This is a genomic window from Natribacillus halophilus, from assembly GCF_900100185.1.
Lineage (GTDB): Bacteria > Bacillota > Bacilli > Bacillales > Marinococcaceae > Natribacillus > Natribacillus halophilus.
The window spans coordinates 1-24632 of sequence record NZ_FNEN01000012.1; the positions used below are offsets into that span (position 1 = coordinate 1).

The window sequence follows — 24632 nt, forward strand, 5'->3', positions numbered from 1 at the left end:
TAGATGATCGCATAGAAGGTGCATATCATCAGGGTTTTACATAAATGCTCAGATGCCTTCACACCGCCTGATACAGCCTCCTAAGCTGTAGGTCACAGGTTCGACTCCTGTCTAGGGCGCCAACATATGGGATTGGATTAATAATGCCATCCCGCTTCTCTTCTTTAAAGGCGGAATGGCAATTAAAAGAACGATAAACCGGATAAGGGGTCCATAGGGCACTCCTTTATCAGTTTTACTTAGGTTTTTGTGTTCTCGGCCTTCTGATGGGAGGGCATCTCGTCTTGGACATAGTCGTCGGTCACATGGACATCGATCATTCTGTTTTCTTTCATGAATTTAAACACGCCGTTATTAAAGTCCGTGCCAATTTCCTTGAAAAATATACCTTCGTATGCACAGGCATTGGTATGGTTAAAGCTTAGACGGTAGCGGCCGCCATCGGTTTTGACCAGATAGGCGCGGACGCCTTTCTCAAAGTGTTCTTCCTGGTAATTCTTTAATCCCCGTGTGACGGCAATAATGTGCAAGTCGACAAACGGAAGTTCTTTGAGCAGCGAGTTAATGAGAGACCCTTTCGTCATCTCTTTCCAGCGGCTTTTGGCCGTTTGCCCGATAATGACCTGGGTCGCGTGTATTTCCTTGGCGACTTGGCTGATCACTCTGGAAACCGGGCGTTTGTCATTGGATTTTATGATGAAGTCTGTCGCGTTATATTCTTTGGCCAGACGTTCCCAAAACTCCAAATACTGGTTTTTTTCATGATCAAGATCATCGGCATCGGCGTCATTGACCGTCAATATATAGAGAGGGCAATTAAGTCTGCCCGCGATCTTGGCGCCCCTTTTGATCAACTTTTCACCATTTGGACCATAATAAACGCAGACAAGCATGCATTCATCCATTTTCGCCTGGATTTGATCCATATGCCTTCACCTCTTACAAACATAATGATACTGGGCAGTAACACTGCCATATAATAGCTTACTCCTGTTTGTTTTATGCTGTCAATCGGAGATTTGTTCTTTCTTGAAAATTTTTCGGCAAGGGTCTAGACCGCTCGTTTAAAACGCTGAGTAGGGTTTGCATATCGTTAATATGGTGAGTAAGTCTAATATGTTTTATACATCGGTATATCGACAGGTGAAAATGTTACAAATCTCCGACAACCCTTTATATATCGCCAATTGGAAATACATTTAGTTTATAATAATGACATGTGTCTGTCTTTTTGCTATGAGCAAAATTGTTGCCTATATGTATGAACCATTGGTAGAATGCAAAATGCACTCGGAAGTATTTTCTATAAAAAGGAAAGAGATTCCTGTTCCGATTGTTTTTTACAGAAAATTAAGACATATAACTCGTCGTATTTGCTGACGGGAATCGGGAAGAATATACATACTCGCGTACTGTGGGGGTCGATACTTTTGTCTTGGTTACATATTTTTATTCTTTTTCCTCTTTTGGCTGCAGTCATTATCCCTATCTTATTTAAAAAAATCCCAAGAGTACATACCGGTTGGTTCGTTTTAGTTGTACCTTTGGCTGTCTTTATATACTTGCTTACGTTTTTGCCGATGGTCGCCGGCGGAGAAACAGCGATGTATAGCCTTCCGTGGATTCCTCGATTCGATATTCATTACAGCCTCTATGTCGATGGGCTCGGGCTTGTCTTTGGCTTGATTATCTCAGGCATCGGGGCGCTTGTCGTTTTGTATTCAATCTATTATTTGTCGAAACATCGTGAAGCCCTCCATAACTTTTACGTTTATCTGATGATGTTCCTGACGGCCATGCTCGGGGTTGTTTTTTCAGATAATATGATCGTCCTTTATCTCTTCTGGGAACTGACGAGTATCTCCTCCTTTTTATTAATTGCTTACTGGTATGCGCGGAGGCAATCCCGTTACGGTGCGCAAAAGGCGATGCTGATTACCATTTTTGGCGGTTTCGCGATGCTCGCGGCGATTATCATGCTCAGCATCATGGGAGAGACGTTTAGCCTTCAGGCACTGATGGCGCAAAGTGACCAACTTGTCCAGCATGAGCTGTTTCTGCCGGCTATGATTCTCATCCTGATCGGCGCGTTCACCAAATCCGTGCAATTTCCGTTCCACATCTGGCTCCCGGATGCCATGGAAGCTCCGACGCCGATCAGTGCCTATTTGCATTCGGCGACGATGGTCAAGGCGGGGATTTACCTGGTGGCCAGGTTCACACCTTTTTTCGGAGGGGCGATGGAATGGTTCTGGATCGTGACCGGCGTTGGGCTGCTTACGCTCTTATGGGGATCCCTGTTAGCGGTGAAACAGCGGGATTTAAAAGCGTTACTTGCGTTTTCGACGATCAGTCAGCTCGGGTTCATTATGTCCCTTCTGGGAATGGGATCGGCCGCTCTCTATTACGGGGGAGGGGATGAGGCCCACCTTCATTCGATGGCGATCCTCGCTGCGGTATTCCATCTCGTGAACCATGCCACCTTTAAAGGCAGTCTCTTCATGGTCGTCGGGATCGTCGACCATGAGACAGGGACGCGTGATTTGCGTAAGCTCGGCGGACTGATGTCGATCATGCCGATTTCCTTTACCCTCGCGTTGATTGGAAGTCTATCCATGGCCGGGTTGCCGCCGTTTAACGGTTTTCTCAGTAAAGAACTTTTCTTTACGGGCGCACTGAATGCGGCAGAACTCGATATCTTCAGAATGGAGACGTATGGGGCTTTGATCCCGATCGTCGCCTGGACTGCCAGTATTTTTACGTTTGTTTATAGCATTGTCCTTGTTTTTAAAACATTTTTTGGAAAATATCAACCGGAGCGTTTGGAAAAAGAAGCCCATGAAGCTCCCTGGGGCATGTTAATTTCCCCGCTGATATTGACCGTGCTCGTCGTTGTTATCTTTTTTGTTCCGAACGTACTCGCGCATTATGTGCTGGAGCCGATGATGGCTTCGATTTTACCGCCATTGGCGGGTGAATTTGATATTCATATTGAAGCGTGGCACGGGTTCGAACCTGAATTGTTTATGACCATTGGAGTTGTCGTATTGGGTGCCATCCTGTATGCGACATTAAGAAAATGGATCGTGCTATACAACAATATGCCGAGAGCCCTTTCGATTACCAATGCCTACAATTCCGGGCTTAAAGGGATGGAAAGTATATCAAGAAAAGTGACGGACTGGCATATGACCGGGTTTAGCCGTGATTATCTCCGGTATATTCTAGTGATCTTTGTCGTGATCACAGGCGCCAGTCTTTTCCTGTTGGATGGCTTTTCTATTGATACGGCAAATGCAGCGAACATTAATGGGTTTGAAATCATTCTCTCCCTTGTGTTGGTCGGATCTACGGCCATGGTTGTCATCACAAGGTCCCGTCTGACAGCCGTCATCGGTGTCGGGGTGCTAGGCTATATTGTCGCTCTCTTCTTTGTCGTCTTACGGGCGCCGGATTTGGCATTGACGCAATTAGCGATTGAAACGGTCACAGTAGCCTTGTTTTTAGTCTGCTTCTACCATCTTCCCCGTTTGCGGGAGAAAGAAGAAGGCGACGGTATTAACGTGTTCAACCTGATCATCGCCGGTGCGGTCGGGTTACTCGTAACGTTAATTTCATTATCTGCGAATGGGCATCGTCTTTTTCCCGCGATTTCCGATTTTTACGAGGATGCCTATGAACTTGCCGGCGCTGGAAACATGGTGAACGCGATTTTGGCCGATTTTCGGGCCATTGATACATTGTTGGAAATCTTTGTACTTTGTATCGCAGGTCTAGCCGCGTACGCGCTCATTAAATTGCGGTTGGCAAGGAGGGAACAGGATGAAAACCAATGACGTGATTTTGCAAACGATCGCGAGTGTTGCAGCGTTCATCATCCTGGCATTTGCGGCCTATTTGTTCTTTGCCGGCCACCACGAACCAGGGGGAGGATTTATCGGAGGGCTGGTGATCGCTTCCGCCCTCGTCCTTCTGTATATAGCTTTCGATATGGAAACCGTGGAAAAGGGTATTCCCGTCGATTATAAAATATTAACGGGGATAGGTATTGGTCTTTCCTTGCTGACGGGGGTGGGGGCTATGGTTTTAGGTTATCCGTTCCTCTCCCATACGTATGAATATGTTGACTTTCCATTCTTCGGTGAGATTGAACTGGCGACTTCGCTATTGTTCGAGGCGGGAGTATCCCTTGCCGTGGTCGGAGCCATACTTACGATTATTCTGAGTATCAGTGAGGATGTATAGTTATGGAAATTTTAATGTCTGTGCTTGCAGGTGTACTGTTTATGGCAGGTACTTACCTTGTTTTGGCTAAAAGCTTAATACGGATCGTTCTCGGTACAGCCGTTTTGGGTCATGGCGCATTACTTTTATTATTGACGATGGGCGGACTCAAAACCGGCGCACCCCCGATATTGGGCATTGAGAGTACGGCTTATACCGACCCGTTGCCACAGGCACTGATCTTAACCGCTATTGTGATCAATTTCGGGGTGCTTGGATTTTTCCTCGTTTTGGCGTATCGTTCTTATCAAGAGTTGGGCACGGATGACATGGAGCAATTAAGGGGCACTGAAGATGAATAATTTAGTCATTCTACCGATCGTAATCCCGTTATTAGCGGGTGTAGCACTCATTTTTTTCCGAAAACAAATACGCGTTCAACGCTATGTAACGACCCTTTCGCTGTTACTGCTTGCTGTTGTTACGATGGTACTCATTCAGCAAGTTTCGGATGCGGGGACCCAGACGCTAAATCTCGGGGGATGGGATCCTCCATTTGGGATTGTACTCGTCGCTGATATGTTCGCATTACTGCTCATGTTGGCCACTGTGATCGTCGCTTTTTGCTGTGTCCTTTATGGCTTTCGAACGATCGGTGAAGCACGGGAAAAGCATTACCTTTACCCATTTATTCATTTTTTGCTGGTTGGCGTTATGGGGTCATTCCTGACGGGTGATCTTTTTAACCTTTTCGTGTTTTTTGAGGTCATGTTACTCGCATCTTACATACTCGTTTCCCTTGGCGGTACAAAGGATCAACTGCGTGAATCCTTAAAGTATGTGCTTATCAATATCGTGTCTTCGATGTTCTTTCTCGTGGCGATCGGTTATCTGTACGCGATCACCGGAACCTTGAATTTTGCCGATTTGTCGATGAGAATAGCAGAAACGGGGCAGGACGGCTTGATCACGACGGTGGCGATCTTTCTCTTACTCGTATTCGCCATTAAAGCAGCTTTATTGATGTATTTTTGGCTCCCGGGTGCTTATGTCGTTCCGCCCATGGCGATCTCGGCCATGTTTGCCGCCTTGTTGACGAAAGTAGGCATTTACGCCATCTTTCGGACGTTTACACTCATTTTTTATCACGAGCCCGCGGTCACGCATCAACTGATTGCCTGGCTGGGCATTTTAACGATGATTTTTGGCGCTATTGGTGCTGTTGCCTATTGGGACGTCCGCAAAATACTGGCTTATAACGTCGTTATCGCGGTTGGATTTATTTTCGCCGGCCTTGCTGTGTTTACCGAAGTGGCATTGGCAGGATCCATCTATTACTTGATGCATGACATGGTAGTGAAGGCGTTGCTGTTTTTACTCGGGGGCGTGATGATCGGGCTTACCGGTACCGATCAACTGCGTAAAATGAGTGGCATGATTCGCAATCACGCGGCGCTGGGCTGGATGTTTTTCCTGGCAGCCCTCGCGCTTGCCGGTATCCCGCCGTTAAGCGGCTTTATTGGAAAACTGCTGATCCTGCAGGGAGCCATCGGGGAAGGATTTTACATCCTTGCCGCCGTCGGTTTAGTGACGAGTTTAATGGTGCTTTATTCGGTGATGAAAATCTTTATGAATGGCTTTTGGGGAGAGAACCAATTGTCGGTGGAAGATGAGCGTATGTCTACCCGGGGATTGTTGTTCCCGTGCGCGATTTTGGCCACGATAACCGTTGGCCTCGGGCTTGGGGTTGAATGGGTGAATGTGTACGCGTTACAGGCGGCAGAGGTTCTCAATAATCCACAGCTTTATATCGAAGCGGTTCTGCCAAACGCTGATTAGGAACGAGGTGAGGAAATGGCGTTTCAAATATTGATTAACTTAATCATCGCTCTCTTATGGGTTTCACTGCAAGATGACTGGAGTCTGCCCTCGTTTACGATGGGCTATTTGCTCGGGCTTGCTATCGTATTTTTGATGCGACGGTTTTTTAACGAAAAATTTTACTTGCACAGGGCGTGGGCAATTGTCGTTTTGCTATACCTTTTTATAAAAGAATTAATCCTCTCAACGATCGTGGTCACAGGGCAAATTTTGCGTCCGAGATTAAATATTACCCCCGGCATATTCAAATTGGAAACGGATTTGGAAAGTAACTGGGAGATCACGACCCTCGCTTTGCTTTTCATGCTCACGCCGGGGTCGGTCGTCGTCGAGGTTTCTCCGGACCGGCGGACATTTTATATGCATGCGATGGATATTCCTGTTTCCAGTGATATGGTCCTCGCCTCACACGAGAGATTTGAAAAGGCGATTATGGAGGTGACCCGCTAATGTTTGAGACTGTTCTGCTTGTGATGCTTTTTTTGCTGGCGATCGCGATCCTGGGTGGACTATATCGCGCAATTAAAGGACCCTCCATGGCTGATCGTGTCATTGCGCTCGACCTCATTAGCATCATGATGATCGCGCTGATCGGTGTCGTGTCTATTTACATGGAAACAGACGCTTTCCTGGAGGCGATTTTATTGCTCGGGATTCTGGCTTTCATTGGGGCGGTGGCCTTTGGGAAGTATATCGAAAGGGGTGTGATCATTGAACGAAAGCGTGATGATTGAAATCATCGTAGCCATATTGTTAATTGCCGGCGTGATCATGCTGCTCATCAGTGCTTTTGGCCTCGTTCGTTTGCCCGACATTTACACGCGCTCCCACGGAGCGACGAAAAGTGCAACCCTCGGTGTTTTATGTACGTTGACAGGGGTTTTCATCCACTTTGGGGCGCTCGAAGGTTTATATAGCATGCGATTATTTTTGGGGATCGTGTTTGTGTTTTTGACGGCTCCCGTCGTCAGTCATGTGTGTTGTCGCGCGGCCTATCGATCAGGCGTGCCGCTTGCCGAGGAAAGTGTGCAGGATGATTTGGAAGAAGTTTTGGGCGAGGAACACCGGAGGAGACAAGAGGAGAATCGGTGAGGGAGTAGTTTTATGGGCTATAAACGGACGAGGCGAGGAGATCGTCTGAAAGCGGTGGGGTGTCGGTGTTTATGCCCTTCGCGAATAAGCCATTGTTGCCGACCTAACGACGTTTGCTATAACGCATTAGGTAGTCAGAAGTGCCCGATGACGACGTAACACTTCAGCTATAACGCATTAGGTAGTCAGAAGTGCCCGATGACGACGTAACACTTCAGCTATAACACGTTAGGGAGTCAAAAGCGCCCGATGAAGACCTAACGCCATTCGCTATAACACGTTAGGGAGTCATATTCCACTGACGAATGGGAAACAATTAAATCTATTGATCATTGAAATCGCTTTCCATTATAATGAGAGCATCCTGATCCTGCCAATAAAGGGGGTATATCTTTGTGAATGTATCACTATTTATCACCTGTCTGGGTGACATGTTTTATCCGAATGCCGGTAAAGCCACCGTGGAACTTCTGGAAAAATTCGGCTGCACCGTTGATTTTCCGGAAGCGCAAACGTGTTGCGGGCAACCGGCTTTTAACAGCGGCTACCACAGGGATGCACGTAAAGTGGCCAAACAAACGATCGAAGCTTTTCAGGCTTCCTCATATGTCGTGACGCCGTCCGGGTCCTGCGCGGCGATGTTGCAGGAATATCACCATTTACTGGAAGGCGAACCGGAATGGCAGGCGGAAGCTGAAAAGCTGAGCGCGAAAAGTTATGAATTGACGCAGTTTTTCGTCGATGTGCTTCAGGTTGAAGATACCGGTGCTTCTTTTCATGCCAAAGCGACCTACCATACGTCTTGTCATATGATGCGTTTGCTTAACGTGACGGACGCGCCGCAAACGCTACTTAACCACGTCGACGGACTGGAAATGATCGACTTGCCCCGGAATTATGATTGCTGTGGGTTCGGCGGTACATTCGCCGTTAAAATGGCGTCTATTTCCAAGGAAATGGTCGATGAAAAGGTCAGTTGTATCCATGATACGGGCGCGGATATTCTCATCGGCGCCGACGCCGGATGTATGATGAATATCGGCGGGCGCATGGAACGCGAGGATAGCCCCATGAAAGTCATGCACATTGCCGAAGTCCTGAATCATACCGAAGCGAGGTGAAGCAAGTGCCACTAAGAGTGGGAGAAAAAGATTTCGAGCAACGCGTAAACACCGGTTTGGAAGACGCATTTATGCGCGGCACCGTCCGCTCGGCTCAGGAAAAATTACGGACGAGAAAACAAGCGTCCTCCGAAGAGCTCGGTGATTGGGAAGCATGGCGGACACTTGGGGAGGACATTCGATCGCATACCCTCGAGCATCTCGACTATTATCTTGAACAATTAAGCGACAAGGTGGCGGAGAGGGGCGGCCATGTTTATTTTGCCAAGACGGCTGAAGAAGGCAACGCCTATGTGCAACAAGTCGCCCGTGAAAAAGAAGCGAAAAAAATCGTGAAATCGAAATCGATGGTGACAGAGGAAATGTCGTTAAACGATGCTTTGGAGGATGATGGCCTGGAGGTCGTGGAGACCGATTTGGGGGAATACATTTTGCAAGTCGATGACCATGACCCGCCTTCCCATATCGTAGCCCCTTCCCTGCACAAAAACCGCACCCAGATCAAGGACGTTTTTGCGGATAAAAAAGGCTATGAAGAAAGCGACCATGCCGATGATATCACCCGTTTCGTCCGTGACGAACTGCGCGGAGATTTTTTGGATGCCGACATTGGCATCACCGGTTGCAATTTTGCCGTCGCTGAATCGGGAACGGTTTCGCTTGTTACCAATGAAGGGAACGCTGATCTGGCTACGGCCTTGCCGAAAACACAGATCTCGGTGATGAGCATGGAACGCATCGTCCCTACATGGGAAGAGCTCGATGTCATGGTGAGCCTGCTCTGCCGCTCCGCCGTTGGGCAAAAATTAACATCTTATATCACTGCCTTGACAGGACCAAAAGGTGAAGACGAAATCGATGGGCCGGAAGAGTTTCATCTCGTCATCGTTGATAACGGCCGCTCCGATATCCTCGGGACACAATTTCAGTCCGCCCTTCATTGTATCCGCTGTGCCGCGTGTGTGAACGTCTGCCCGGTCTATCGCCATGTGGGTGGTCACGCTTACGGTTCCATCTATAATGGCCCGATCGGCGCGGTGTTGACGCCACTGCTTGATGGCTACGAGGATAACAAGGACCTTCCTTACGCCTCTTCGCTCTGCGCCGCCTGTACAGAAGCGTGTCCGGTGAAAATACCGCTGCATGAGCACTTGATCGCTCATCGCCAGATCATTACGGAAAAAGAAAACCTCGGTCCCATGCCGGAAAAGTGGGCGATGAAAATGTTCGGTACGGGCGCATCCAAGCCGAAACTCTATCGCCTGGGATCCAAACAGGCGCATCGCGTTATGCGACCATGGACGAAAGGATCAAGTATTTCGAATGGTCCGGGGCCACTGAAAGCATGGACAAATGCTCGTGATATGCCTGCTCCAGCGAATGAACGTTTTCGCGATTGGTTTGCCAACCGAAGGAGGTCAGAGCCCGATGAGTAGAGGGAACATCCAGGGAAGAGAGAGTTTTTTAAATCAAGTCGCCGAAAAACTAGGGCGGCCGCGCAGTGAGCATGTGGAACGCCCCGAATGGCAGGCGCAACCACAATGGGATGTTTTTGCTGATGAAAATACCGACCAGCTCGTGGAACGGTTTAAAGCGCAATGCGATAACATCCATACTGATGTGATTGAAACAGACATGGACGGGCTTCAGAACGCGGTGGCGGAAACGATCGGTGCTTATCAGGCGGATTCGGTGATCATGTGGGCCGATGATAGACTTGAATGCGCGGGACTAGATGACGCGTTTCGCTCGCAGATGAGCGCTTTGGGTGTGGAATCAGCAGTGTGGGATACGGCAAAAGGGGAAGAAAACATCGGCGTTGCGGAACGCGCTAGCGTCGGTATTACTTACAGCGATATCACTTTAGCCGAATCAGGCACCGTCGTCCTGTTGGCCGCCCCCGAGAAAGGGAGGGTTGTAAATCTTTTCCCGGAAAATTATATCGCCGTCATCCCCCGCAGTTCGCTAGTCCCGCGAATGACACAAGCGACCCATCGCATTCATGAACGCGTACAAAACGGCGAAGATATTCCTTCGCAAATTCATTTTGTCTCCGGCCCGTCCAACAGCGCGGATATCGAGATGAGCCTCGTCGTCGGAGTGCACGGGCCGGTGCGGGCGACTTATATTCTTTTGGGGGATATTTGATAGGTATCAAAGGGCGGGTGAACCACCTCGAAAGGTACGAGAAGCGCGTAGTTATACCCCAAAAGCCTGCCGAGCCTGCTCGAGAGGTACGAGAAGCGTGTAGTTATACCCCAAAAGTCTACCGAGCCAACCTGAGAGGTACGGGAAGCGCGTAGTCATACCCCAAAAGCCCGCCGAGCCTGCTCGAAAGGTACGAGAAGCGCACTGTCATACCCCAAAAGCCCGATGAGCCAACCCGAAAGGTACGGGAGCGCGTTGCCATCACGCAAACACATCCTGCAAGTCCGCCTCCAACCCTGCAAATACCTCGGAGCGCACCGTTTGGTGAGCCTGCTTTAAATAGCTTTTATTGTTTATAATATCATTGTTCTCAAACGAGTAAACCAAAATGTGTTCATTGAATGGATCGACAATCCAGTATTCTTTCACACCACATTGTTTATATAGCTCAAGCTTTTTCAACATGTCTTTATTTCTCGTGGACGATGATAACACTTCGACCACAAGGGTTGGCGTGCCCTGATATTTGTCGTTCTCATCCAGATTGTCCTTGTCGCAGATGACCACTATATCCGGCTGGACCACGCAAATGTTGTTTTTCTCTTTGAAAAAGGTTACATCGAAAGGGGATGTGAGTGGCTCACACGTATTTCTTTTAAACCAGTTGTAAAATGTACCGTAGATCTCACCAACCACATGTTGGTGCTTATAGGAAGGGGAGGCCAGGTTATAGATAACACCGTCAATTAATTCAAATCTTTGTTCCGATGCCTCCGTTAACTCCAGAAATTCTTCATAGGTTACCCAGTCGCTCGAAGACCGGTATTCTGATCGTTCTTCTCTGACAGTGTCCGCGTCACGACAAGGGGAGATTTCAGCTATGTCTTTTCCGCTTTTCGTTACAAAAATCTCCTCACCCGCTTCCACGTACTTCAAGTATTTTCCGAAATGATTTTGCACTTCGGTTGAAGGTACTCTCATGTGTACAACCTCCATTTTAGCTAAGTTACGTATATTGTAACACTATCTTAGCTAAAATGGTGGTCGGTCTAGTTCTTATTCTCCGCCAGCTTATCCCGGTCCTTTGCTAGTGGAGGTTCTTCCATCCAACCGTTGTCAATCAGGATTTTGGCACTTTCTGCTGAGTATTTCATGATTTCGGCTGTTAAACGCGAATAATCGGTGATGATGTCTTTTCGCGGACTCATGGCCATGGCAGTGCCGTAATACCCGATACTCGTAGCGATAAGACCGCTTGTGAAAAACATCATGAGCTTGTCTGAGAAAGGCGCGACCGTGGAAGCGGTGACGCCTGCATCCGAGGTCAGAAGCCGGGAGATCGTCTTTATTGGCAGATAAGAAACCATCATGGCGGCTGAGCATACCGCCACCATCTATCATGAAAACAACTGATTTAGCGCAAAAAGTATAATCGTGACATATGTTGGTTATACTGATTGGTTTGCGCTGCTCCAATAATGGTTGTTTTCATACAAAAGTATAACTTTCTTATCATGCATAAGTGCAACTAAGGCTTTCGGAGCGACCGAGCATAGGTCGTGTCATTTAACAGGTGAGAACCCTGCTTGATAAGGCTCTAACCAAGCCATCAATAGCGAGTCTTGGTCTCAGTTGAGTAATCAACTGGGTTAAGCGTAGACAGTTAGGTCGTAGGCCTGAAAGTGATTGAGCCTCGTAAATAGTTAAAACGGGGAGGTTGACGGTGTCGAAAGACTGGAAAACGATACGCCGTATGTCGTTATCGGTGAGGTATACGGAGCTCCCTCGGGGTCGGAGAGCCAGGCATGCGATACAATGATGACACGAGAACTCGGGAGATCCTGTTTGTTCTTTCTTCAGTCGAAGAGAGTATGGTTGACCAAGCGATACAAAGCGAGGAAACCAGATGACGACAGGAAGTCGGATGACCGCGTAGTACCGATGACGTCGGGTAATGCCGAAAGAGGGAAGGCAAGTGTCACGCCGACATCACCTTAACAAGGGACACATTCCCTACACACGGAGGTAGTCATACGGAAACAAAACTTGCTAGGATAGCAGAACTGGCTAAGAACAACCCAGATATGACATTCACATCTCTTGCACATTTGCTGAATCGTGAATACCTCATGCAATGTCATCACCAACTTCCTAATCGTAAGGCAGCTGGGGTGAATGGGACAACCAAGCATACGTATGAGCAGAATCTTGAGGAGAATATAGAAGACTTAGTTTCCAGAATGAAACGAAAGGGTTATCGCCCCAGTCCAGCTAAGCGGGTATATATTCCAAAGGACGAAAAGGGAAAGAAAAGACCGCTGGGAATCCCTGAACATGAGGATAAGATTGTTCAGAAAGGAATGGCGCCCATCTTGAACGCCATCTATGAGAATGATTTTCTGGATTGTTCATTTGGATTTCGTCCCCAACGCAACTGCCATGATGCATTGAAGGTATTGAATGTATATATAGAGAGAAGATATGTGAATGACATCGTAGATGTGGACATCAAAGGTTTCTTCGATAGCGTTGACCACAAGTGGATGATGGAATTTCTGAGAGAGCGTATTGTAGACCCAAGCTTTCTCCGAATCATTGCCCGATTCCTTAAGGGCGGATACATGGAGCAGGCGAAACACTATAAGACAGAGAACGGAACGCCTCAGGGAAACCTTATATCGCCGATACTAGCGAATGTCTACCTGCACTATGTTTTGGACCTTTGGTTTGAGCAACATGTGAAGAAAAGAATCAAAGGGCAGGCATACCTTGTGCGATACGCAGATGACTTTGTCTGTTGCTTTCAGTACCATGAGGATGCGCATGCATTCTACGATGCACTCAAGTTGAGGTTGAACAAATTTAACCTGGAAGTGGCGGAGGATAAGACGAAAATTATTCCTTTTGGGAGGTTCGCTGAGGAAAATCATAAAAAGGCAGGGAAAGGGAACCCACCAACGTTTGATTTTCTTGGCTTCACCCATTATTGCGGCAAGAGCAAGAAAGGGAAATTTCGTGTGAAACGCAAAACAAGCAAGAAGAAAATAGCCTCCAAGCTCAAACAAACGAACCAATGACTGAAAGCTCATCGGCATCTGGACATGAAGGACATTGTCCGTAAACTAAGCCGTTCTCTGAAGGGTTATTACAACTACTACTGTATCACAGACAACGTAACCGCTGTGGTGTGGTTTCAGGATGCGGTCATCCAACAATTTTTCAAATGGATGAACCGGAGAAGCCAACGAAAGTCGTTCGGTTGGGAGAAGTTTCGGTTATTTCTTATTAAATTTCCCTTACCGAAACCAAGAGCCAAGGTAAACATCTATGAACTAAGAAACCATATTAGCTATATTCTGTGAAAGATGTTGGTGAGGAGTCGTGTGCGTTAATTGCGCCCGCACGGATCTGTGAGGGGGGAGGAGCACAATCCTACACAAAGGAGAGGCTCCCTCCTACTCGACCCAGGCTTGGCGATAAGCCAAGTTTTCTTTAAGTTTAGAGCTGAAGACTTCCACATGTTTTTCGGCAATTTCTTTCCCCTTAACCATATGTTTGCGAACCTCCGGATCTCCTGCCACCTGGCTAAATCCAATCAGCAGTGACTTTCCTAATATATTACGTTGACTGTTGGCGTGAAGGTTCCCCGTTTCCATAGCCGTAAGAGGGCGATTATCTCCCATCCATTTTCCGAGGAAATCGTGAGCGGTAACAAAATCGATACGATGAGGGGGCATGATCTCAGGAGAGCGGACAAACATTCCTTTGTCCAGCAAAAGATCGGTGGCCTGCTTATGAAGGTCGACGGTTTCGGTCATACACGCTGAATAATAGTCATGAACATCGGATCTTACGGCCATACCGATGGCCGCACTGTACGCATTCACACCTAACATTCCCATCATTTGCAGATAGGTAAGCATAAATCCATCGGTATACAATCGAGGAGCGTTCAAGTTGACGTCAGCTTCCTCAAAACCATTAGGAACGGGCCAGTTCTCACCATTAAAAAAATCTGTAAGCTGAGGGATGTGCGACTGCGACATTTCTAAAGCATGTTGAAGTAAAGCAGCAATATCCGGGTCTTCAACCGTTTCCAAAAAGTATTTCAACGTACAAATTGCCATAGTGTCCTATTGATAAGACGTCCAAAGCTGGGCGACCTCCGCAGATGATAAAGGTGCGTTATGTGTCGTTGCCACTGGCTTTCCCTCCAAAATACGCGTTTTAGCATATTTTTCTCATTCCCCCGGTTAATATTCACGTTTTCGCACCGGCTGCTCCGCAAACACATACGTATCTTTAGCTGCATTTAAGCCGGAAATAGCGAGAAGGAGACTGACCCCGGTCAGGATCAGCAGCGGCAAAACCCATCCGCCTGTGAAATCATAAAGGAAACCGAGCAATATCGGTCCGATGGCCGCCAATAAGTATCCGAATGATTGCGCCATGCCCGATAGTAGGGAGGCCTGCGGGGCCGAGGTTGTTCGTAAGTTAAACAAAATAAAAGACAAACTTATGCTGGCCCCCATGGATGCGCCAATAAAAAAAGTAAATATAAAATGAAGGAACAAAGAATTTCCGACAAACAATAAACCGATAAATCCGATGAAATAAAAAAAGATAATGACCAAAACGATGATCCGTTGATTTTGCAAGCGTGAGGCAAGGATCGGTGTTATAAAATTGGAAGGGAGGCCGCAAAGTTGCGTAAAGCTCAGGAGCCACCCCGCTGTGGCAGCACTGATGCCGTTTGCTTGCGCAATCTCGGGGAGCCAGGTGACTAAACTGTAAAAAATCATGGACTGCAACCCCATGAATGCGGTGACATGCCAAGCGAGCGGAGAGTGCCATAGTTTTGGGGCTGCTGCTTCATGTTTTCCGATTTTCTCGGGTTTTTGCGCGCCCCGTAGTTGGGTCGTCCACACCGCCATGGCCGTTACGGTGACCATGCACCAGAAGACGAGCGCGCCTTGCCAATCCAATCCCAGATTAATGGCAAGAGGAATGCTGAGTCCCGAGCCAACGGTTGCGAATAGGCTCATGGATGTTGTATAAACACTCGTCATGACCCCTGTATGTTTAGCAAATTTTAATTTTACAAATCCCGGCAAAAGGACGTTGCAGATGGCTATGCCGATGCCGATAATGGCGGTCCCCATAAATAAAGTGGTAGAATAGCCGCCTGATCGTAAAAGAATACCGATCAGCAGCGTAAAAAGTCCTGCAAAAATCGCCCATTCGATCCCCCATTTTCTCGCGAGCCTGGGGGCGGCGATGGAAAGGCCGGCAAATGCGAGCAAGGGAAGGGTCGTGAGAATCCCTGCCTGGCTATTCGTTAATTGCAGATCCTCCCGGATCATGCCGATAAGCGGCCCAACCCCCGTGATCGCCGGACGTAAATTAAAGGCGACGAGGATGATCGCGATTATGATCCATACCTTCGGGTTAAGTATACGCTTCTTCATGACGTGGGAGGACTCCTTTGTTGAAATGCTCACCTCCCTATTGTAGCACTAGAAAGAAAAGATGCCTTCCTAGGCATCTTAAAAATTGTTCCGAAACCATTCGCTCGCGGCTTCGACTTCAGTTTTTGTGAGTTGATGGCCGGTATCTTCCCAAAATAATTCGACGTTCGCTCCGGCCGCTTCCAGGGTTGAAGCCAGCTCTTCTGTTTCTTCCGGGCGGCAGATCGGATCTTGCTTTCCGGCTCCGATGAATACCGGAAGCTCTTTTTGCGAAGGGAGCGAAACATCCCGCAACGGAACCATCGGGTGATGCAGGAGCGCCCCTTTCAGCACATTTTCATAGTTATAGAGTAAGCTGGCCGCGATATTGGCGCCGTTGGAATAACCGACGGCGACGATGTTTTGACGGTCAAAACCGTAATCGTCAGCGCTTTTGTCGAGAAAATCGGCAAGCTCCTTCGTGCGATAGATGAGATCTTCTTTATCAAAGACACCTTCAGCCAGGCGCCGGAAGAATCTGGGCATGCCTCCTTCAGAGACGTTGCCACGCACACTTAATACCGAGGACTCAGGCGCAATCATCTCCGCCAGCGGCAACAAGTCATTTTCATCCCCGCCCGTTCCGTGCAAAAGCAGAAGAACGGGGGCCTCTTTGTTCGTACCTTCCTGGAAAATATGCTTCATTTAGTCATTCCCCCTGTTTCGTATCCAGCGGTTTGAGTTTGGCTTCAATTTGCTCTCTTTGGGGCTCCAGATATGGAGGCAACGAGAGCGACTCCCCTAGATGGGCGAGGTCTTCATCGGTAGCAAAACCAGGGCCGTCAGTCGCCAGTTCAAAAAGGATGCCGTTCGGTTCGCGAAAATAAAGGGAGCGGAAGTAGTAACGCTCGACAAATCCGGAATTCGGCAATCCGGTATCGTTAATATGATTGATCCATTTCTTTAATTCTTCTTCGTCATCAACGCGAAACGCGACGTGATGAACGCCGCCCCGGCCCTGACGTTCAAACGGGAGTTCCGGCGCTTTGATGATATGCACTTCTGCGCCGGTTCCGCCTTCGCCGGTTTCAAACACGAGGACGTCGCCGTCACCGGCGGTATAGTCAGCATTTTCTTTTCTGCGAAAGCCCATGACTTTTGTCAAGATTTGAGCTGTAGGCTCGGGGTCACGGACAGTAAGGTAAATGGGGCCGAGGCCGATGATGCCATATGCCTGTGGCACCGGAGCTTTCTCCCACGGAACTCCGCCCAAAACGCCGGTATTATTTTCATCAGAGACGAGAATGAGACGCTGGCCTTCAAAATCTTCAAAGGCAAGGGTGTTTCGTCCCGCGCGTATGCGGATGTCTTCATGGTCAACGCCATGCTCTTCAAACCGTTTCTTCCAATAGTCGAGGGCTTCGTCATTTTTCACCCTCAATGAGGTTCCGGATATACTGCTTGCTCCCCGGTAATTGGGCGCGGCCATCGGGATCTCGAAAAACGTAAGCTCCGTTCCCGGATTCCCGCGCTCATCTCCGTAAAATAGGTGATAAACGCCGACATCATCCTGGTTGACGGTTTTCTTGACGAGCCGCATACCCATGACTTCGGTATAGAATTCCACGTTTTTGGCAGCATTGGCGGTGAGAGCCGAGAGATGGTGAATGCCTTTTAATTCCATGTTTTTAAAAATTCTCCTGTTTTTGTAATTTCGTTAACAGCTCAAGCAGTTGTTTTTGTTCTTCCTTGCTTAACGCCTGGAATTGGGAGGCCTGGAATTGTTCTTGTTGGGGGACAACCTCTTGATAGAGGCGTTCTCCTTGTTCCGTCAGGGTAATGTATTTTGTTTTCCACTCTTGTCTGCGTGTTATTAATTCTCTATCTTCCATTTTCCTAATCAATTGCGTAATGTTGCCTTTGGAAACGAGTAATTTTTGGGCGAGTTCCTGTTGGGTGATCGGTTGATGAGCGCCGATTTGTACGAGGACGTCAAATTGGGCGATCGAGAGATCATAGGCAGCCAAGTGTTCGTTCGAGGCTTTTACGCTTTGATTATAGAAATGGGCAAGTCGGAACCATAGAAGCAGCCCCCGCTGCTTATCATGTTTGGATAATGTCATGGAGAACGCCTCCTTCAATCCTAAGTTTATAACTAAACTGATGAATTGTCAACATCGCGATCCAGATGATCTTTGATCTGCTCGGTTTCTGTGATGAACCATTCGGCATCATCGTGGTCGATGAGCTCGTTACCATACCTGGTGCATTCATAACATTGCAGGTAGGCTTCTTTCTGAACAGCGCTCATGTTATCGGTGATCCGATCCAACCAATCGGGGAGTGTTTCTCCGCCATCACGTCCGTATCCACGCTGACCGGCAAATGCTTCAAGACGCGTGACCGCCTGCCGTACTTGATTGCCATAAGCGGAACTATATTCGATTTTTCGGGACGCCCGCTCAGGTTGCTTAATCTTTTTAGAGAAAATAATCGGAGAAGTAGAATGATCACCCTGATCGTTTGGGAGATTCCTCATTTTTTTAAAAATAAAGATGGCAGCGGCGATGAACAGTAGTAAGATGACGACTGTCCCGATCCACTGGATATCAGCCGGCTCTCCGCCTCCTTGCAAAAGTTCTTCAAGCTCATTTTCCATGCCTTCTTCGCCTGGCTCGCTGGCAGGATCTTCAGTATCGGAAGCAAGGACAGATATCAACCATTCCAATCCGTAAAAAATCGGAGCGACCAGATAGCTGATGAATTGTGCCGCCCGCTCTGTGGCTGCCTGAAATAAAGATTCAAAAAGCGGAAGAACCATGAGCAAAACTAAGATCACCGCGCCAAGCATGCCAAACCAGCCGCTCACCCAGGGAAGGGGGCGGGTGTATGTTTCTTTTTTCGTGACGTAAGTGCCTATGACGTATAAAATAACGCCCACGATCATGAGCACAAGATAAAGGAAAAGCTGCCCGCTAAAAGTTTCCCCGGCAGAGAACGTGTCATACCCCCAGGTGATCAGCAGCCAGAGGCTGATATAGACGAGAAAGCGTCCGGTTGAGAGATCTTCAGGGGTAAACGGACGCGAAGCCTGCACACGCCAGGGGGTGAGCAATAAAACGATCCCCATCCATACAAGGTCAAGGTTGAAAAGAAAAACCCCGAGGAAAGCGAGGAGAACATAGGCAGCACCCATCGTTATCCTTTGCCGTATCAAAACCGTTACTAAACTAACGATAAAAACAAATCCGATCATGGGAAGAATGGAGAAGGTCAGATCGGAGAAGGCATAAAAGAGATAGGTGATCCCCAAGATCAGATTGATATCAATGCCCATATAAAACACATGTAGAGCGTTACGCGTTTCCATATGCCCCCTCCTCCCTGTGCTTCAAGACCGTATAAGGCGCGAGATAAGCGGCTTCTCCATTGGAGGACCGTTCAAGCGTGCTTAAGGTTTGCCCTTTTTTCTCCAGGGTACGGAGTTGATGATCATCCGCAGGAAGGCGGCGGCCGACGTGAATCCAATGGGCGGGTTGTTGGCGTCGATACATTAAATCCGCGATCATTTTGGCATACGGAATCGTGAGCGTATTATGTTTCGTGATGCTCGCCAGTTGTTCCAGCATCTCGGCCAAGTGGCCCTCTCCGCCGCTCGGCGGGGTAAACAAATAGGGGACGCCGCCATTGATCTGGCGGTTAATGGCAAGCCCAATCTCCAGATCATTTTGGATGCCAACGAAAGCTAAATAGGCACAATGTTCAATCAGCGCGTCTAAATCTCCGGTAATGCCATAGCCATCCGAGAGATTGACGCTGACCAGCATGCTTTGATCAGAAACCGTTTCATATTGTTTCGTCTGTAACTGCTGCATTTTTGCGGATGCTTTCCAGTGAATATCCTTGAAGTCGTCTCCATACTCGTAATTCCTCACGCCGGTGGGCATTAAGCGATCCCGGTATAAGGCGTAAGGTCGTGCAAAGGCTCCTTCATAAGGAGTGAGAGGCCGATGTTGTTCAGCGACGAATCGCTGCCCGGGAAGGACGACGGCTTCCTGGTTACCCTTCGTATCCAGTTCAACATGGACGTTCCCAAGCCCTGTCCAGTTGGGAATTTTCAGGGAAACGGCGCGCACCCGGGCAATTCCGCGTGCGTGTGCGGTGAACGGGATCGTGACTGTCCGGGATTGCTGCCGTCCGATGGAACATTTGGTTGCTACACGCTGAAGCCCGGTCGTCGTGTCTTCTGCCGCGACTGAAGGCGATTGGACGTATCCATCGAAGTCTACCGTTAGCACACATTGAAAAATCGGTGGTCCGTCATTTTTCAATGTCAATGTAAAATAACCGTCATGGCCGATGAAATAGCGGTGTCTTTGCTTTTTTTCAAAAAGCTCCAGATTTCGTCCGAGCGAACGCAACATCCGCTGGGATAGAAGCATCCAGATAAAACCGAAAGCCGCGAGCGCGAACCATGCATAACTGCCTGAAAGAAATGCCACGAACGTTATGAGCGCGAATAAAATCAGCCCTGCTTCCGTTGCGTTTCCCGTTTCCACATGGCGGTTCATCGTTGTGAGCCTTCTTCGACCGGAACCGGGACATTTTCCAGCACTTCATTGAGGATATCTTCGACCGACTTTGTCATGTAGCCTTCCATTGACAGCAACAATCGATGAGCCACGGCATAAGGGGCGATGGTCTGGATGTCGGTTGGTGTTACATACGCTCGTCCCTTGATAAAAGCGAGTCCCTTTGCAGCCCGCAACCAGGCAATCGTGCCCCGCGGGCTCACTCCGACGTTCAGCAGCGAATGGGTCCGTGTTTCCTGTACGAGCGCCAGCAAGTACGTTTCTACATCCCGATGAATGGTGATCCCTTCTACTTCCCGTTGCAGAGCTAAGATATCGTCCGCGTTCAGTACGGGAGGAGGCAGGTGTTCTCTTTGGCGCGCATGCCTTTGCAAAAGCGTTCTCTCCTCTTCAAAGGCCGGGTACGCCATCGGGATTTTCAGAAAAAACCGATCCAATTGCGCGGCCGGCAGCGAGTATGTACCTTGTTGGGATTCCACGGGGTTTTGCGTTGCGAGGACGAGAAAAGGCGCGGGAATCCCATGTGTTTCCCCGTCTATGGTTACTTGTTGTTCCTGCATGACTTCCAGCAGACTCGATTGTGTTTTCGGTGTGGCGCGATTCACTTCGTCGGCGAGCAAAATGTTCGTAAAGATCGGTCCCTTATGAAGATAAAAGGCCTGGTCCTGGGGATGAAAAAAACGAAGCTCCGTCACATCGCTCGGTAAAATGTCCGGCGTGAATTGAATGCGTTGAAAATCCACATTTATCACTTGCGCGAACGTTTTTGCCAACAATGTTTTCCCTGTGCCAGGCACGCTTTCCAGTAATATATGACCGCCGTTGAAAAGCGCGACCAATGTGAGATCAATGACATTATCCTGCCCGATGATGATCTCCTGTAAGGCATCTTTCATTCGTTGAATTCGCTTCATTTTCCAATCACCGCCATTTCCATTCTATTTTTTCACACAAATAGATGAATGAAAAGCACCGATAAAGGGTAAGGCAAAACAGAGACATCCGAAGGAGGCTGGACGATGAACTATCGACAATTGGGAAATACAGACATACAGATTTCAGAAATAGGTTTGGGCACGATGAGTTTACCCCTCGACCAGAAAAAAGCTACGGCCATCGTTGATGCAGCACTCGAGAAAGGCGTCAACTATTTCGACACCGCCGATTTGTATAAATACGGGGAAATTGAAGAGCTGCTCAGCAAGATTATCAAAGGCCGCCGCGATGATTTTATTTTAGCCTCCAAGGGAGGAAATCACTGGGAGAAGGGAAAAGACGACTGGTTTTGGGACCCGTCGAAGGCGTATATCAAAGAAGCCTGTAAGGCGAGTTTACAAAGGCTCGGGACCGATTATCTCGACGTTTACCAATTGCATGGTGGCACGATTGACGACCCCATCGATGAAACGATCGAAGCTTTCCAGGAACTTCAACAGGAAGGACTCATTCGCGAGTGGGGAATATCTTCAATCCGGCCAAATGTGATTAAAAGATATGCCGATGCAGGCATTTCCAGTGTGATGATGCAGTATAGCTTGCTTGATAGGCGGCCGGAAGAGGCGATGCTCGATTTTCTGCACTCGCTCGGGATTAGTGTGATCGTTCGTGGCCCCGTTGCGAAAGGAATGCTGAGTGCGAAGGCAGAAGAAAAAGTTCCGGAAAATGGCTACCTCGGACATACCCGTGCGAAAGTGATGCGTGCCGCCGAAAAAGTGCAGCAAACGCGAGGAAGAGAAGCAGCTGCACAAACGGCTATTCAATATGTGCTGAAGCACCCGGCTGTCACCTCGGTCGTCGCGGGAGCAAGTACGCCGCAGCAAGTGTTTGAAAATATCGGTGCTTCTGAATTGGAACCATTAACGGATGAAGAACACGCGCGCTTACAAGGAAGCATACAGGCTGAAATCTATCAACAACACCGCAACTAGAGGTGAGAGGTGGGAAACGAAGCTAAATGTTCGACGCGCGGACAGTATCTAAATGGTTATCGTTGACAAAGAAGAAATACCTTGGTATGATTAATCTCGAAATCAAGATAAATCCGAAAGCAGTGACTTAATTATGGAAGACAAAGATTTATCGTTAAAACTGCTCGTTGTGTTAATGAAGGCTGAGCATGCGATTGCAGATGCTACACAAGCCGATATGAAACGCTACGGGTTAACACCTTCCGAGTTCGCGGTTCTGGAATTGTTGTACCATAAAGGGGACCAACCGATTCAACAGCTTGGAAAACGCATTTTGTTAACGAGCGGAAGTCTCACCTATGTCGTTGACAAATTGGAGCAAAAAGATCTGTTGAGCCGGGTGCGTTGTACCGAAGACCGTCGCGTCGTTTACGCTTCGATTAATGACAATGGCAAAGAACTGATGGCTCGCGTCTTTCCGCAGCATCGGGAGTCCGTCGATCAAATATTCGCGCGGCTGAACACGGAAGAAAAGGAAACGATGATCGAGTTGCTGAAACGAGTAGGGTTGGCTCTTGATGAGTAAAATAGCTGTGAATGCTTAAAACATAGGAGGTTATAAAATGAGTAACGTGAAAGTAGCTGTGATCTACTACAGCTCCACAGGTACCAATTATCAGTTGGCGCGCTGGGCAGAAGAAGCGTTAAAAGAAGCCGGACATGAAGTGAAAGTTGCGCGTGCACAGGAGCTTGCCCCGGCTGAAGCCATCGCGCAAAATCCGGCCTGGGAGCAGCACCTGGAAGAAACGAAAGACGTTCCCGTGGCGTCACCGGATGATCTGGACTGGGCAGACGCCTTTATTTTCAGCACACCGACCCGTTTTGGAAACGTCCCGGCGCAAGTCAAGCAACTCCTCGATCAAGCGGGCGGGCTCTGGGGGCAAGGAAAACTTGTCAACAAAGTCGTCAGCGGCATGTCTTCGGCCATGAACCCGCACGGCGGCCAAGAAGCAACCGTCAAGTCGCTTTACACGACGATGATGCACTGGGGAGCCATCATTGTTCCGCCGGGATACACCAGTGAAGCGGCTTTCACTTCCGGCGGGAATCCATACGGAAACTCCGTGACGGTCGATGGCGAAGGCAATATGCAGGAAGATGTGGAACAAGTGGTCAAGGACCAGGCGAAACGCACAGCACAAGTTGCCGGCTGGGTGAAAAACGGCCAGTAATAAGAAAAGAAACCAAGCCTGATTTCAGGCTTGGTTTTTTCATGAGAAGATCTCATCAATCTGCTCAATCTCGTTTTCAGTCAGGTTAACCTCGGCCACTTTTAAGTTATTCGTGACTTGTTCCGGGCGTTTAGCGCCGGGAATAATCGCGTCAAGCGACGCTCGGGAGAAGTACCAGGCGAGAACAATGTGCGCCACTTCTTCCCCTTTTGCATTTGCGATGTCACGTATTCGCTCGACTTTTTCCAGATTTCGTTTAAAATTCTCGCCCTGAAAGGCGGGTTTTTTCGCACGTAAATCCGTAAACGTTGCGTTTTCGTCATATTTGCCCGCCAGGAGGCCGGCTTCGAGGGGGAAATACGGGATGAACGTAATGTTTTCCTGAGCCGTATATGGGAGCAAATCCTGTTCGGCTTCCCGCGCGAGGAGATTGTATTCGGATTGAAGAACGTCAACATAGCCGTCTTTGTTCGCTTCTTGCAGCAAGTCAATATTGAAATTGGATACGCCGATGGCGCGAATCTTTCCTTCATCTTTCAAGTCTTTTAATGCGCCGACGGCTTCAGCTTTCGGTGTGTCTTCATCAGCGTAGTGGATGTAAAATAAATCGATATGGTCGGTTTTGAGCCGACGCAGACTGTCGTCGACGGCTTGCTTCAAGAAGGCCGGCGAATTGTCCATGACCACTTCTTCTTCGACGAATTTATGGGCGCCTTTCGTTGCGAGCACAATCTCCTCTCGCTTATATTCAGCCATCACCTCGCCGATGAGTTCCTCTGAGCGCCCCAAGCCGTAGAAGTAAGCGGTATCGAGGTGATTGATGCCATTGTCGAGCGCCTCGCGGACAACGTTTTTGCCTTGCTCTTCATCAAGGGCGTCCGGATAAATGTTATGCCCGCCAACCGCGTTTGTGCCCAGGCCGACGGGATGGACGGCAACGTCAGATTTGCCTAGATAAATATGATGGGTCATAGGTATGTTCCCCCTG

The 24632-nt window shown here is 48.5% G+C and carries 27 protein-coding genes; 15 read left to right on the forward strand and 12 right to left on the reverse strand.

Annotated features, from left to right (window positions below; all coding sequences use genetic code 11):
* Positions 1-239: 239 nt before the first annotated feature.
* Positions 240-926: a universal stress protein gene (locus BLS58_RS12425; protein ID WP_090399128.1), complete on the reverse strand. Its 687-nt coding sequence runs from the start codon at positions 924-926 to the stop codon at positions 240-242.
* Between the two features lie 504 nt (positions 927-1430).
* Between BLS58_RS12425 and BLS58_RS12430 the strand changes: the two genes are divergently transcribed.
* The 10 genes from BLS58_RS12430 to BLS58_RS12475 all read left to right on the forward strand — a co-directional run bounded on the left by BLS58_RS12430 (position 1431) and on the right by BLS58_RS12475 (position 10466).
* A complete protein-coding gene (locus BLS58_RS12430) occupies positions 1431-3836 on the forward strand; it encodes a Na+/H+ antiporter subunit A (protein ID WP_090399129.1) in 2406 nt (801 codons plus the stop codon).
* The gene (locus BLS58_RS12435) at positions 3823-4245 is read left to right on the forward strand and encodes a Na(+)/H(+) antiporter subunit B (RefSeq protein WP_090399130.1); all 423 of its coding nucleotides are present in this window, start codon (positions 3823-3825) and stop codon (positions 4243-4245) included. Before BLS58_RS12430 ends, BLS58_RS12435 begins: the two co-directional genes overlap by 14 nt.
* A gap of 2 nt (positions 4246-4247) precedes the next feature.
* A complete protein-coding gene (locus BLS58_RS12440) occupies positions 4248-4586 on the forward strand; it encodes a Na(+)/H(+) antiporter subunit C (RefSeq protein ID WP_090399131.1) in 339 nt (112 codons plus the stop codon).
* On the forward strand, positions 4579-6063 hold the full coding sequence (locus BLS58_RS12445) for a Na+/H+ antiporter subunit D (RefSeq protein ID WP_090399132.1): 1485 nt from the start codon (positions 4579-4581) through the stop codon (positions 6061-6063). Before BLS58_RS12440 ends, BLS58_RS12445 begins: the two co-directional genes overlap by 8 nt.
* Before the next feature lie 15 nt (positions 6064-6078).
* Complete coding sequence (locus tag BLS58_RS12450) at positions 6079-6555, forward strand: Na+/H+ antiporter subunit E (RefSeq protein ID WP_090399133.1); 477 nt, start codon at positions 6079-6081, stop codon at positions 6553-6555.
* Positions 6555-6839 carry a Na(+)/H(+) antiporter subunit F1 gene (locus BLS58_RS12455; protein WP_090399134.1) on the forward strand — a complete coding sequence of 95 codons (285 nt, stop codon included), beginning with the start codon at positions 6555-6557 and terminating at the stop codon, positions 6837-6839. The genes BLS58_RS12450 and BLS58_RS12455 overlap by 1 nt, the downstream gene beginning before the upstream one ends.
* The gene (mnhG, locus tag BLS58_RS12460; RefSeq protein WP_245723166.1) at positions 6817-7197 is read left to right on the forward strand and encodes a monovalent cation/H(+) antiporter subunit G; all 381 of its coding nucleotides are present in this window, start codon (positions 6817-6819) and stop codon (positions 7195-7197) included. The genes BLS58_RS12455 and mnhG overlap by 23 nt, the downstream gene beginning before the upstream one ends.
* A gap of 395 nt (positions 7198-7592) precedes the next feature.
* Positions 7593-8318, forward strand: a complete 726-nt coding sequence (locus BLS58_RS12465) for a (Fe-S)-binding protein (RefSeq protein ID WP_090399135.1) — start codon at positions 7593-7595, stop codon at positions 8316-8318.
* A 5-nt stretch (positions 8319-8323) separates the two neighbouring features.
* Positions 8324-9754, forward strand: coding sequence for a LutB/LldF family L-lactate oxidation iron-sulfur protein (locus BLS58_RS12470; protein WP_090399136.1), 1431 nt, complete (start codon positions 8324-8326; stop codon positions 9752-9754).
* Positions 9747-10466, forward strand: a complete 720-nt coding sequence (locus tag BLS58_RS12475; RefSeq protein WP_090399137.1) for a LutC/YkgG family protein — start codon at positions 9747-9749, stop codon at positions 10464-10466. The genes BLS58_RS12470 and BLS58_RS12475 overlap by 8 nt, the downstream gene beginning before the upstream one ends.
* A gap of 261 nt (positions 10467-10727) precedes the next feature.
* Here BLS58_RS12475 and BLS58_RS12480 read toward each other — a convergent pair whose 3' ends face one another.
* Complete coding sequence (locus tag BLS58_RS12480) at positions 10728-11447, reverse strand: type II toxin-antitoxin system prevent-host-death family antitoxin (RefSeq protein WP_090399138.1); 720 nt, start codon at positions 11445-11447, stop codon at positions 10728-10730.
* 68 nt (positions 11448-11515) lie between these two features.
* The gene (locus BLS58_RS12485; RefSeq protein WP_245723167.1) at positions 11516-11836 is read right to left on the reverse strand and encodes a DUF3231 family protein; all 321 of its coding nucleotides are present in this window, start codon (positions 11834-11836) and stop codon (positions 11516-11518) included.
* A 738-nt stretch (positions 11837-12574) separates the two neighbouring features.
* On the opposite strand from BLS58_RS12485, the gene ltrA reads away from it, so the two are divergent.
* Both ltrA and BLS58_RS18030 read left to right on the forward strand, forming a co-directional pair.
* Positions 12575-13543: a group II intron reverse transcriptase/maturase gene (gene ltrA / locus BLS58_RS12490; protein ID WP_245723168.1), complete on the forward strand. Its 969-nt coding sequence runs from the start codon at positions 12575-12577 to the stop codon at positions 13541-13543.
* A gap of 18 nt (positions 13544-13561) precedes the next feature.
* Positions 13562-13828 (forward strand): group II intron maturase-specific domain-containing protein, encoded by a 267-nt coding sequence (locus tag BLS58_RS18030; RefSeq protein WP_342705723.1) that lies wholly within the window; start codon positions 13562-13564, stop codon positions 13826-13828.
* A 93-nt stretch (positions 13829-13921) separates the two neighbouring features.
* On the opposite strand, the gene BLS58_RS12495 is transcribed toward BLS58_RS18030, so the two are convergent.
* From BLS58_RS12495 to BLS58_RS12530, 8 genes are all read right to left on the reverse strand, one after another.
* Complete coding sequence (locus tag BLS58_RS12495; RefSeq protein WP_090399140.1) at positions 13922-14593, reverse strand: DUF3231 family protein; 672 nt, start codon at positions 14591-14593, stop codon at positions 13922-13924.
* A gap of 126 nt (positions 14594-14719) precedes the next feature.
* Positions 14720-15934: a CynX/NimT family MFS transporter gene (locus tag BLS58_RS12500; RefSeq protein ID WP_176764740.1), complete on the reverse strand. Its 1215-nt coding sequence runs from the start codon at positions 15932-15934 to the stop codon at positions 14720-14722.
* A 78-nt stretch (positions 15935-16012) separates the two neighbouring features.
* Positions 16013-16618 (reverse strand): alpha/beta hydrolase, encoded by a 606-nt coding sequence (locus tag BLS58_RS12505; protein WP_090399142.1) that lies wholly within the window; start codon positions 16616-16618, stop codon positions 16013-16015.
* Between the two features lie 4 nt (positions 16619-16622).
* Complete coding sequence (locus tag BLS58_RS12510; RefSeq protein ID WP_090399143.1) at positions 16623-17597, reverse strand: ring-cleaving dioxygenase; 975 nt, start codon at positions 17595-17597, stop codon at positions 16623-16625.
* A gap of 4 nt (positions 17598-17601) precedes the next feature.
* The gene (locus tag BLS58_RS12515; protein ID WP_090399144.1) at positions 17602-18036 is read right to left on the reverse strand and encodes a MarR family winged helix-turn-helix transcriptional regulator; all 435 of its coding nucleotides are present in this window, start codon (positions 18034-18036) and stop codon (positions 17602-17604) included.
* Between the two features lie 32 nt (positions 18037-18068).
* A complete protein-coding gene (locus tag BLS58_RS12520) occupies positions 18069-19283 on the reverse strand; it encodes a hypothetical protein (protein ID WP_090399145.1) in 1215 nt (404 codons plus the stop codon).
* Positions 19270-20484, reverse strand: a complete 1215-nt coding sequence (locus BLS58_RS12525; RefSeq protein ID WP_090399146.1) for a DUF58 domain-containing protein — start codon at positions 20482-20484, stop codon at positions 19270-19272. Before BLS58_RS12525 ends, BLS58_RS12520 begins: the two co-directional genes overlap by 14 nt.
* Positions 20481-21419: an AAA family ATPase gene (locus tag BLS58_RS12530; protein WP_090399147.1), complete on the reverse strand. Its 939-nt coding sequence runs from the start codon at positions 21417-21419 to the stop codon at positions 20481-20483. Before BLS58_RS12530 ends, BLS58_RS12525 begins: the two co-directional genes overlap by 4 nt.
* Before the next feature lie 105 nt (positions 21420-21524).
* Between BLS58_RS12530 and BLS58_RS12535 the strand changes: the two genes are divergently transcribed.
* From BLS58_RS12535 to wrbA, 3 genes are all read left to right on the forward strand, one after another.
* The gene (locus BLS58_RS12535) at positions 21525-22433 is read left to right on the forward strand and encodes an aldo/keto reductase (RefSeq protein ID WP_090399148.1); all 909 of its coding nucleotides are present in this window, start codon (positions 21525-21527) and stop codon (positions 22431-22433) included.
* Positions 22434-22566: 133 nt separating this feature from the next.
* Positions 22567-22998, forward strand: a complete 432-nt coding sequence (locus tag BLS58_RS12540; protein ID WP_090399149.1) for a MarR family winged helix-turn-helix transcriptional regulator — start codon at positions 22567-22569, stop codon at positions 22996-22998.
* 37 nt (positions 22999-23035) lie between these two features.
* Entirely contained in the window at positions 23036-23644 is a 609-nt protein-coding gene (wrbA, locus tag BLS58_RS12545; protein WP_090399150.1) for an NAD(P)H:quinone oxidoreductase, read from the forward strand.
* A gap of 39 nt (positions 23645-23683) precedes the next feature.
* On the opposite strand, the gene BLS58_RS12550 is transcribed toward wrbA, so the two are convergent.
* Entirely contained in the window at positions 23684-24616 is a 933-nt protein-coding gene (locus tag BLS58_RS12550) for an aldo/keto reductase (RefSeq protein ID WP_090399151.1), read from the reverse strand.
* Between the last annotated feature and the right edge of the window lie 16 nt (positions 24617-24632).